The 10713-nt window shown below is 80.1% G+C and carries 8 protein-coding genes; 3 read left to right on the forward strand and 5 right to left on the reverse strand.

Annotated features, from left to right (window positions below; genetic code table 11):
* From V9U69_RS00005 to V9U69_RS00015, 3 genes are all read left to right on the forward strand, one after another.
* The coding region (locus V9U69_RS00005) for a hypothetical protein (protein WP_337059230.1) at positions 1 to 1475 on the forward strand (1475 nt) is incomplete at its 5' end.
* A complete protein-coding gene (locus V9U69_RS00010; RefSeq protein WP_337059231.1) occupies positions 1472 to 1699 on the forward strand; it encodes a hypothetical protein in 228 nt (75 codons plus the stop codon). The genes V9U69_RS00005 and V9U69_RS00010, both read left to right, overlap by 4 nt.
* A gap of 373 nt (positions 1700 to 2072) precedes the next feature.
* A complete protein-coding gene (locus V9U69_RS00015; protein WP_337059232.1) occupies positions 2073 to 3605 on the forward strand; it encodes a putative bifunctional diguanylate cyclase/phosphodiesterase in 1533 nt (510 codons plus the stop codon).
* Between the two features lie 29 nt (positions 3606 to 3634).
* On the opposite strand, the gene V9U69_RS00020 is transcribed toward V9U69_RS00015, so the two are convergent.
* From V9U69_RS00020 to V9U69_RS00040, 5 genes are all read right to left on the reverse strand, one after another.
* Positions 3635 to 4294 carry an RcpC/CpaB family pilus assembly protein gene (locus V9U69_RS00020; RefSeq protein WP_337059233.1) on the reverse strand — a complete coding sequence of 220 codons (660 nt, stop codon included), beginning with the start codon at positions 4292 to 4294 and terminating at the stop codon, positions 3635 to 3637.
* Positions 4295 to 4396: 102 nt separating this feature from the next.
* Positions 4397 to 4735: an FmdB family zinc ribbon protein gene (locus V9U69_RS00025; protein WP_337059234.1), complete on the reverse strand. Its 339-nt coding sequence runs from the start codon at positions 4733 to 4735 to the stop codon at positions 4397 to 4399.
* Between the two features lie 86 nt (positions 4736 to 4821).
* Positions 4822 to 7929, reverse strand: a complete 3108-nt coding sequence (locus V9U69_RS00030) for a phosphodiester glycosidase family protein (protein WP_337059235.1) — start codon at positions 7927 to 7929, stop codon at positions 4822 to 4824.
* A 31-nt stretch (positions 7930 to 7960) separates the two neighbouring features.
* On the reverse strand, positions 7961 to 9472 hold the full coding sequence (locus tag V9U69_RS00035) for a potassium/proton antiporter (protein ID WP_337059236.1): 1512 nt from the start codon (positions 9470 to 9472) through the stop codon (positions 7961 to 7963).
* Between the two features lie 82 nt (positions 9473 to 9554).
* Entirely contained in the window at positions 9555 to 10571 is a 1017-nt protein-coding gene (locus tag V9U69_RS00040) for a glycosyltransferase family 2 protein (RefSeq protein WP_337059237.1), read from the reverse strand.
* Positions 10572 to 10713 lie beyond the last annotated feature (142 nt).

A 10713-nucleotide genomic window follows, 5' to 3' on the forward strand; every position in this document is an offset into this window, starting at 1 on the left:
CGGCCGCGCTGCTGCCCTGCACGGCGCTGTCCGCGGCGGCCGCCGCCGCCCTGGCCGGGGACCTGCCGCAGGCCGACCTGGTGGTGGTGCTGGGGGCGCGCTCGACCGCCACGTCCTGGACGCTGCCGGCCCTGGCCCGCGGCCGCCGCCTCGTCGTGGTGGGCGACCCGGCCCTGCCCGGGCCCCGCGACCTGCTCGGCCCCACCGGTGGCGGTGGCGATGGCGGGGACGGGGACGCGGGCGCCGGCACCGGCGGGGCCGCCGGGCCGCTCCGCGGCCTGCTGGACGACGCCGCCGGCGTGCTGCCCGGCCTGCGCCTGGAGCGCCAGCACGCCTGCCTCGACGACCGGCTGCTGGACGGCGTCGTGCCGGTCACCGGCGACGCCGCCCAGGACGTGCTGCCCGGGGCCGGCCCCGACCCGCGCGCCGTGCACCGCACCTCGGCGCGCGCCGGCGGCCGGCGCGGCCCGGACGCGCTGGTGGAGGTGACCCTCGGCGTCGTCGCCGACGCGCTGCACCGGTGGCCGGGGCAGTCGCTGGGCGTCCTCGTGCCCGACGCCGCCGGCGCCGACCTGCTGGGCGACGTCCTGCGCCGGCGCCTCGCCGAGCAGGGGCTGGGGCGCGCGGCCGAGGCGCTGCTGGTCGCCGAGCCGCTGCGCTGGACCGGTGAGCGCCGCGACCACGTCGTGGTGCTCGCCGACCCCGTGACCGGCGGCGACGGCCTGGGCGCCGGGCACGCGCCCCGGCAGGAGGTCGTCCTGGCGCTGACGCGCTCGCGCCGGCGCACCACCCTCGTGCTCGACGACGCCCGCTGGGAGGCGGCGGACGGCGGTGAGCCGGCCGGTGCGGCCGTGGCCGGCCGCCCGCTGCTGCTGCGGACCGCGCTGGAGTGGGAGTCGCCCGCCCCGCGGGTGGAGGGCCCCACCAGCGCGCTGCAGCGCCGCCTGGCCGCCGCGTGCCGGGACCTGGGGCTGCCCGTGGCGATCGGCGTCGGCCGCTCCGGGGCCGTGCCGCTCGCGGTGCGCCGCCCGGACGGGACGGGACCGGCGCTCGCGGTGGAGCTGGACGGCCCGGAGTGGGCCCGCGTCGGCGTGCTGGAGCGCGAAGCCGTCGCCCCCGCGCGCCTGGAGCGGTGCGGCTGGTGGTGCGTGCGCTCCCTGGAGGCGGACGTGCTGGCCGACCCGGCGGCCGAGGCGCACCGGCTCGCGCAGCGCTGGCACGAGGCGGTCGACGAGGCGGGCGTGCCGGCGGACCTCGTGCTGGACCTGCGCGTGGGCGCCCCGGCGGGCCCGTCACCGCGTCAGCCCCGGGGCGGCGGGGACGACGAGGCGCACCGCCCCGAGCGGGACGTCGCGCAGGACGCGGGCCAGGACGTCGATCGCCCCGCCGGGCGCGGTGAGCCGGGGGAACCGGGTGAGCCGTCGGCGGTGCTCCGGTCCCGGCCGGTTCCGGTGCCGCGCGAGGAGGCGTCGTGAGCGCGCCGGGCGGTCAGACGGACGGGCAGACGGACGGGCAGGCGGACCGGCCGGCGGGCGGGGGTGCCGGGCAGCCGCGCGGGGAACCCCGGGCGGCGGGGGAGGCCGGGGGGTCCCTGGAGGACGAGCGCTCGGCCGACGAGCGCGACGAGGGCTGGGGCGAGCGGTCCGGCGGGCTGGACGACGACTGGTACCTGTCGCAGCGGCCGCCCCACTGGGACTGACGCGCAGATCACGCACGGTGCCGGCGCCTCGCTCTCAGCGAGAACCTGATGACCTCTCGTAGACCGCGTGTGACGGTCGGTCGAGATTTCCAGCTCTCCACGGTCGCGGGGGTTCCTCGCGCGCTCGCGCGCCCACATGATGGGCGCCGACCAGCGGCCGCGACCCGACCCGGGCCGGCGCAGGCCGGCCTCGGCCGGGACAGCGGTCGAGGCGACGGTCGGGGAGGTGGGCGTGCACGGGTACCGCGCTGCGACCGTCCCCGCCGAGGTGTCGGCACGCGCGCCCGGGCCGGGCGCTGCCCCCGCCGGGTCCGCCGTCCGGCGCCCGCCGCGCCGGCCCGCTCGGCTCGCGCGGGCGGGCCGCGCACCGCTGGTGCTCCTCGCCGCCGCCCTCGCCGGCGCCGCCCCGACGGCCCTCGCGCCGCTGCCCGGGGGGCTGGCCGTGGGGGTGGGCGTGCTGGCCGGTGCCGCCGCCGGCGCGCTCGCCGGTGCCCTCACCGGGCGTCCGGTGCCCCGCGCCCGCCGCTCCGGCGCACCGGCCGGGTCGTGGGCGGGCCGCCGCGGGTCGCCGCGCGACCGGCTGACCGGGCTGCCCGGGCGGGAGGCGCTGCTGGCGGCCGCGGAACGCGCCCTGGCCGGGACGGTCCCCGCGGGACCGGCTCCCGGCCTGCTCGTGGTGGACCTCGACCGGTTCCGGGACGTCAACGACGCGCTGGGCCACGACGGGGGCGACGACGTGCTGCGGGCCTTCGCCGCGCGGCTGCGCGCGCTGGCGCCGGCCGACGCGGTGGTCGCCCGGCTCGGCGGCGACGAGTTCGCCGTCCTCGTGCCCGACGGCACCGGCGCGGAGGACCTCGCCCGGCGCGTCGTGGACGGCGCCGGGCGGGCGCTGGACGCCGGCGGGCTGCGGGTGCTGCTGCCGGCGAGCGTGGGGGTGGCGCTGGCGCCCCGGCACGGCCCGGTGGCGGCGGCCCTGCTGCGCAGCGCCGAGAGCGCCCTGCACGAGGCCAAGCGGGTGCGCGGGTGCGCCTGCACCTACGGCGGCGAGCACGGTGCACCCGGAGCGCCCGGCGCCGAGCGGCTGCGGCTGCTGGGGGAGCTGAGCCGTGCGGTGGAGCGCGGTGAGCTGTTCGTGCTGTACCAGCCGCAGGTCGACCCGGCGACCGGCGCGCTCGCGGGTGCGGAGGCCCTGGTGCGCTGGCGCCACCCCGACCTCGGCACCGTCGCGCCGGACCGGTTCGTGCCCCTGGCGGAGGACTGCGGCCTGGTGCACGCCCTGACCGGGGCGGTGCTGCGGCAGGCCCTGGCCGACCTGGCGGGCTGGCGGGCGTACGGGTGCGACGTGACGGTCTCCGTCAACCTCTCCGCGCGCTCGCTCGCCGAGACGGGCCTGCCCGCCCTGGTGGCCCGTGAGCTGGAGCGGCACGGGGTGCCCGGCCGCGCCCTCGTGCTGGAGATCACCGAGACGGCCCTGGTGGCGGACCCGCAGCGGGCCCGCGCCGTGGTCGGCGAGCTGCGCGCCCTGGGGTGCTCGGTGGCGGTCGACGACTACGGCACGGGTCAGTCGTCGCTGCGTCGCCTGACGGGCCTGGACGTCGACGAGCTGAAGATCGACCGCTCCTTCGTGACGGCGATGACCACCGACCGGGCCCGGGAGGTGATCGTGCGCTCCACCGTGCAGATGGCGAGGGACCTGGGGCTGCGGGTGGTGGCCGAGGGGGTGGAGGACGCCGGCACGCTGCGGGCCCTCGCCGTGCTGGGCTGCCACCTCGTGCAGGGCACCCACGTGGGTGAGCCCGCGGCGGCGGGGGACCTGCTGTGGTCGCTGGCCACGCGCGACGGTGCGGCGCACCGCGGCCCCGCACCGCGTCCGGTGGCGCAGCGTCGCCCCTCCGGCGCGCTCTGACCCCGGCCCGCCCGGGGCGGCGGCTTCCCTCACGGCGCGCGCAGGGCGAGCACGGTGCGCCCGGCGGCCGCCGCCAGGCGCGCGGCCGTGGGCGGGTCCACCGCCACCAGCACGCTGCCCGGCCCGTCCGGTGCCGCGCCGAGGAGCCCGGCACCGGAGGCGCCGGTGGGCACGGCGAGCACCACGACGTCGGCGGCGACGCGCTCGGCACCGGTGGGCAGGCCCGTGACGGGGTCGTCGGTGCGGGCCAGGACGTCGACGCGGGCACCGGGCCGCAGCCCGTCGAGAACGGCCCGCTCGTCCACGGCGACGGTGGTGGCCAGCGTGCCCGGCGGCTGCCCGGCCAGCAGGCCCGCGCCGGTGGTGCGCGCGTCCGTGAGCACCTCTCCCCGGCGCACCGCGCCGGAGAGCACGGCCCCGCGCGCGGTGGTGCCGTCCAGGGCCCCGTCGGGCACGGTGCCCGCCGGCCGCTCGTCGCGGCGCACGTCACCGGCCGCCAGGGTCGCCCCGGCCGGCAGGTCGCGCGCCGCGACGAGCACCGGCCGCGTCGCCGGCTGCGGCGGCGACAGCGCGGACACCGCCACCCCGGCGGCGGCCGCGGTCAGCCCGGCGCTGAGCCAGCGGCGGGCCAGCCTGCGGCGCCGCCGGTCGCGGGGCCCGGCGGGTCGGGGTGTCGTCTCGCGCAGCACACCCGGACGCTAGGGACGCGCGGCCGCCGGGGCGGGTGCGTCCGCGCCCGGCTGTGGACCGCGGCGGCGGTGCGGCGGGTGTGGAGACCGGGTCCCCGCCGCTCAGGCGGCGGAGGTCGAGCCGCTCGACGAGGAGGGCTTGGCCGACGAGGTCGAGGACGAGGTCGCCGAGGAGGAGGACGAGTCCGGGCTCTTGGCCGACGAGCCGCCGGAGTCCTTGGCCCCGCTCTTGGCGTCCGAGCCGCCGGAGCCGGAGCCGGAGCCGCTGCGCGAGTCGGTGCGGTAGAAGCCGGAGCCCTTGAAGACGACGCCGACGTTGTTGAACAGCTTGCGCAGCTGCCCCGAGCACTCGGGGCAGGTGGTGAGGGCGTCGTCGCTGAAGGACTGGCGGACCTCGAAGCTGTGGTCGCACTGCTGGCACGCGTAGGCGTAGGTGGGCACGTCGTCTCCAGGGAGGTCGAGACCCCGACTGGCACTCGGGGAGTTCGAGTGCCAATCCTACTCGCCGCGCGGACCGCGCGCGGCCCTCAGCGCGTCGCCCGCGCCCGCCGCACCACGGACGGACCCAGCGACCGGGCGTGCACCCGCAGCCAGCCGTCGTCGGCGCCGGCGGGCAGCGCACCGGCGACGTCCGGCGGGCTCGGTGCGGCGGCGTCGACGGTGAGCAGGGTCCAGCCGCCGCCGCCGGGTGCCAGGGCCCGGGCGGCCGCCACCTCCAGCACGCCCTCGCGCCGGGTGACCCGCGGGTCGGCGCCGCCGGCCCGGCCCACCAGGGCGATCCGCCCGCCGGTCGCGGTGCGCCAGCGCGCCGCCCGCTCGCGCAGCAGGGCCGACTCGTCCGGGTCCACCAGGTCGTCCGCGTCCTGCCCCGGTCCCCGGGCGGCGACGACCACGACACCCGTGACGCCGTCGGCGGCCGCCGCGTCCAGCTCGGCGCACAGCCACGGCAGCTGGGTGAAGCCGGCGGTGCGCAGGGAACCGCCGGTGGCGTCGAGCAGCAGGTAGCGGGTGCCGGCCAGGTCGAGCCGCCGGTGCGCCGCCGCGGCGCCGCTGGACGCCGGGCCCGCGGCGGCGGCCGTGCCCGCCTCCCCGTCACCGGGCAGCCAGGACCAGCCCGTGCCGGCGGGCAGCTCCCGCGCCAGCACCTCGCGGGCGAGCGCCACGTCGGCGTCGGTGCCGGCCCGGCCGGGGGCGCCGACGACGTCCCCGGCGAGCAGCACGTGGTGCGCCCCGGCGGCGGCCGCGGCCCGCAGGGCCCCGCGCAGCGGCGCCTCGGAGCCGGTGTCCGCGGCCCGCACGCGGGTGGCGGCCACGAGCGCGACGCGGCCGGTGAGCGGGCCGGTGGCGGTGCCCGGGGCGAGGGCCGGATCGCGCGGTGCGTCCTGCACCGCGGGAGCGACCGGCGTCGTGCCGGCCTCCAGGGCGGCCAGGTCCAGCCGGCCCGCGGTGCGCAGGGCGGCGTCGGTCTGCGCCACGTACACCCGCTCCACGGCCACCTCGCGCGCCCCGGCGGGCACGGCGGCCGTCAGGCGGCGCCAGCCGGTGAAGTCGACCCGCTCGGCGAACGTCACCGGCCGGGCGGCCCCGTCCACGCGCAGCACCGCCCGCAGCCAGCCGCCGGCCGCGTCGCCGCGCACCCGCAGGGCCACCTCCCGGGTGCCGGCGGGCAGCGCGACGGGCGGGTCGGCGACGGCGGCGGCCACGGAGGTGCCGGCCGGCTGCTCGCGCGCGTCGTACGCCAGGCGCAGGGCCGCCGCGACGCCGGGCAGGTCGTCCACGGCGACGGGGGCCAGGGCGGCGGTGGCGCGGGTGGCGGTGGCGCGCCAGCGGCCCGGGTCGGTGACGGGGTCGGCGAGCGCGGTGCGCAGCCCGACCGCCACGGCGGTGGTGGTGCGCACGCCGGCGGCGCCGAGGACGACGGGCACCGCGGCGGGACCTGCGCCGGTGGCGGTCAGCCGCAGGCGGCCGTCGGGCAGGGCGGTGACGGCGAGCAGGGCGGGGTCGGCGGTGACGGTGACGTCGGCGGCGTCGACGCGGGCTGCGCGCCCCTCGCCGTCGCGGCCGGTGACCCGCACGTCGGCGACGGCGCCGACGGCGCCCAGCTGCGGCGCGGGGTCGAGCTCCAGCGCGGCGAGGGGGCCGAGCACCTCCAGCGCGAGCTCGCCGCGGGCGTCGCCGGCGCGCACCCGCAGCGTCGTGCGCCCGGGGGCGCCGCCCCGCACGAGGACGCGGGTGCCGCCGCCGCCGGGCCCGACCGGCTCGACGCTCGCGGTGGCGGGCCGGTCGGTGCCGAGCACCGGTGCCTCCAGCGGCGCGGGCGCCAGCGCGGCGTCGGTGCCCACGGCCTCCACGGCCAGCAGCAGGCCGGGCAGCACGCGCCCGTCCGTCCCGCGCCAGGCGACAGCGGTGGCGCGCCCGTCCGCGGCCGGGGGCAGCAGCCCGACGGCGTGGGCCACGGCCCGCGGGGCGCCGTCGGAGGGCTCACCCACCACGGCGACCCGCGCCTCGCCGGCGGGGCGGGCCACGAGCTGCGCGGAGCCGCCGCCGTCGAGCATCACGGCGCCGTCGGCACCGGCCTCGACCAGGCGCTGCGCGGTCTCCACCGCGGTCAGGCCGCGGGAGCGGGCGGTGCCGCCGTCGGCGGTCAGCAGCAGCAGCTCCCCGGCGCGGGTCCAGCCGATCGCGGTGCGCGCGCGCAGCGCGGCCCACGTGGGGTCGGCGGTGTCGATCGGGGCGACGGCGCCGTCGCGTACGAGCTCCAGGCGGGCGCCGAGGGCGAAGCCGTCCGACCCCGGGGCGAGGGCGCCGACGTGCACGTCGACGGCGGTGCTCGCGGGGGTGCCGACGGCGGTGCCGGCCAGGGCGGCGGCGGCGGCGACGGCGCCGGTGGCGACGAGGACGAGGCCGTCGGCGGGCACGGGCGCGCGCCCGGGGGAGCGCACGGCGCTGACGCGGCCGGCGCGCACCTCCAGCTCCACACCGCCCGGGGCGGTCAGGGCCCGGTCGCCTGCGCCCCACGCGGGGGTGAACAGCGCCAGGGCGTCGGCGGGGACGGTGCGGGTGGCGACGGCGGCCAGCGGCCAGGTGCGGCCACCGACGGTCGCGGTGCCGGTCAGGCGCACGTCGCCGAGGCGGCCGGCCCACCCGGTGGGGGTGTCGTCGACGCCGACGGCGCGCTGGACGGCGGCGTCGGCCTTGAGGGCGCGGCCGTCGACGACGACGGGGCCGTCGGGGGTGCCGGTGCGGTCGATGTCGTAGAAGTCGCCGTTGACGGCGGCGACCGCGCCGGCGGTGCCTGCCAGCTCGGCGGGGGTGCGCGGTTCGGACAGGCTGCGCTGCAGCAGGGCGGGCCGGGTGCCGGTGCCGGGGGCCAGGCGCAGCAGGGAGGTGCGCTGGGAGCCGGCGGCGTCGAGGGTGGCGAGCCGTTCCAGGGTCAGGCCGGGTGCGACGGTCGTCAGCGCGCGCTCCAGCTCGACGCGTCCGGGGGCGGCGGCCAGCGCCCGCGGGTCCGGCAGGCCGGCGGCGGTGCCGGCCGCGCCACCGGTGGCGCTCGCGCGGGTGGCGGGCAGGACGGCGGACGAGGCGGGGACGAGCAGGGCGGCGAGGCCCCCGGTGAGGACCGTGCGACGGCGCATGCACGAAAGGTACCCGGATGAATACTGGGAGTTACGAGTTCGGGGGTCGGCGCCAGTCCGCGAGCTTGCCGTGCCGGCTGACCTGCTGCAGCCGCTCCTCCACCACCGCGCGCTCCGCGGTGCCCGTGACCACCAGCACCTCGTCACCGCGGCGCAGGGCGGTGCGCGGCCCGGGCACGAACGTCGTCCCGTCGCGCGCCACCAGCGTCACGTTCGCGCCCGGCGGCAGCCGCAGCTCGAACACCTCCACCCCGTGCAGGTGCGAACCGTCCCCCACCCGCACCCGCACCACGTCCGCCGACAGCGTCCCCAGCGGGGAGACCTCCACGTCGAGCTCGGCCGTGGTGGCCGTCGGCACCAGCCGCAGCGCCCGCGCCAGCGGCTGCAGGGTGGGTGCCTGCACCAGCGTGAAGACGACGACCAGGACGAGCACCACGTCGAAGAGCCGCTCCGTGCCGGGCACCCCCGCCACGGCGGGCACGGTCGCCAGCACGACCGGCACCGCGCCCCGCAGCCCCGCCCACGACAGGAACGCCAGCTCCGCCGCGCTGGAGCGCTGCGCCCCGCGGAACGGCAGCAGGCTCACCAGCACCGACAGCGGCCGCGCCAGCACCGTCAGCACCAGCCCGACGATCAGCGCGTCGCCCACCACGCCCGGCAGCCGCGACGGGCTCGCCAGCAGCCCCAGCGCCACGAACAGCCCGATCTGCGCCAGCCACCCGGCGGACTCGGCCACGCCCCGCGTGGTGTGCCGGTGCGGCAGCCGGGAGTTGCCCAGCACCAGGGCGCACAGGTACGTCGCCAGGAACCCGGAACCGCCCAGCAGGTCGGCACCGGCGAAGGCGCCCACGGTCAGCGCCAGGACCGCCACCGGGTACAGCCCCGAGCTCGGCAGCGCGGTGCGGCGCAGCAGCCACGCCCCGGCGAAGCCGCCGCCGACGCCGACGGCGGTGCCGACGGCCAGCTGCAGCACCGCCTCACCGGCCGCCGCCCACCACGGCGGGACGGCGCCCCCGCCGGCGACCTCCGTCAGCGTCAGCACGGCGATGACGACGGGGGCGTCGTTGAGCCCGGACTCCGCCTCCAGCATCCCCGTCAGCCGCCGCGGCAGCGGCACCGAGCGCAGCACGGAGAAGACGGCGGCCGCGTCGGTGGAGGAGACCACCGCGCCGATCAGCAGCGACACCGGCCACGACGTCCCCAGCAGCAGGTGCGCCCCGGCACCCACCACGGCCGTGGACACGGCGGTGCCGACGGTGGAGAGGACCGCCGCCGGCGCCAGCACCCCGCGGATCGTGCCCCAGCTCGTCGTCAGGCCACCCTCGGCGAGGATGAGGATCAGCGCGCCGTAGCCGAGCACCTGCGCCAGCTCGGCGTCGGAGAAGAGGACCCCCAGGCCGTCCTCGCCGATGAGCAGGCCCAGCCCCAGGTACAGCAGCAGCGACGGCAGCCCGGTGCGGGCCGACAGCCGCACCGCCAGCACCGCCAGGAGCAGCACGGCGGAGGAGAGGAGCAGGACGCCGCTGAGCTCCTCGACGGTCATGCGGCACCGTACCGACCGCGGCCCGCGCGGGCGGCCGGGGCCTCCGACGCCACCTCCGGCGCGACCTCAGCGGGGGGCGGCCTCAGGGCGCGACGGGGCGCGGCTCGCGCAGGTCCACCTCGGCGGGCGCGGGCCCGCGCACGGCGGCGACGGCGTCGGCGGGCCAGCCGGCGCCCCAGTCGCGGCGCTCGCGCCACAGCGGTGCCCACACCTCCTCGCCCCCGCCGCGCCCGGCCAGCGCCAGCGCCTTCTCCCCGGCGGTGCGCAGGCCCGCCCCGCCGGCCAGCAGGGCGACGCCGGCCGCGGCGCGCGCGGGGCTCCAGTGCTTGCGGGCGAACTCGGCCTTGCCGCGCAGCAGCATGCGCAGCTTGCCGGTGCGCGAGGCGGAGGACTTGCCGCCGGCGTGCACGACCACCGCGTCGGGGGTGATCGAGGGGTGCAGGCCGCGGGCGATGGCCCGGGCGCTGAGGTCGGCGTCCTCGCTGTACATGAAGAACGCCTCGTCGAAGCCGCCGAGCGCCTCCCACGTCTGCCGGGAGGCCAGCAGGAAGCAGCCGCTGACGACGCCGACGTCGCGCACGCTGTCGCGGTCCCAGCGCCCGAGCGACTCCGGGTCGAAGACGGGGGAGCGCTTGAACGCCGTGGACAGGCCGGTGGCGTAGCAGAACCAGCTCCACAGCGTCGGCTGGGCGAAGCAGGACGTCAGGGACACCGTGCCGTCGGGGTAGAGGACGCGCCCGCCGACGACACCGCGCGTGGGGTCCTGCTCGAGGAAGGCCAGCAGGGCGTCGATCGCGCCGGGCAGCACGACGGCGTCGGGGTTGAGCAGCAGCACGTGCCGGCCGTCGCTGATCTCGGCGGCGCGGTTGCAGGCGGCGGCGAAGCCGAGGTTCTGCGGCGAGAAGCGCACGCGCAGGGCCGGGTCGGCGGCGGCGCGCTCGGCCAGCAGGGCCCGGGTGGGCTCGTCGGAGGCGTTGTCCAGCACGACGACCTCGTGGGAGGCGGCGGGACGCCCCTCGCCGGCCAGGGCGTCGAGGCACTGGGCGGTCCACTCGGGCGCGTTGTAGGTCACGACGACGACGGACACGTCCACGGTCACGGGGGCTCCTCCTCGCCGGCGCTGCCGGGGCGACCGGTCAGCACTCGGAGTCGATCTGGGCACAGCTCGCAGTCACCATCGACGGGGCACAGTGAACCACGCCGGCCCCTCCCCCCAGCCAGGGCCGGGGGGAGGGGCCGGG

This window comes from Kineococcus sp. G2 (genome assembly GCF_037154035.1).
Lineage (GTDB): Bacteria > Actinomycetota > Actinomycetes > Actinomycetales > Kineococcaceae > Kineococcus.

Coding starts and splice junctions, on each gene's coding strand:
- V9U69_RS00035 (WP_337059236.1), bottom strand. CDS start 9,472: ATGACCGTCGAGGAGCTCAGCGGCGTCCTGCTCCTCTCCTCCGCCGTG.
- V9U69_RS00030 (WP_337059235.1), bottom strand. CDS start 7,929: ATGCGCCGTCGCACGGTCCTCACCGGGGGCCTCGCCGCCCTGCTCGTC.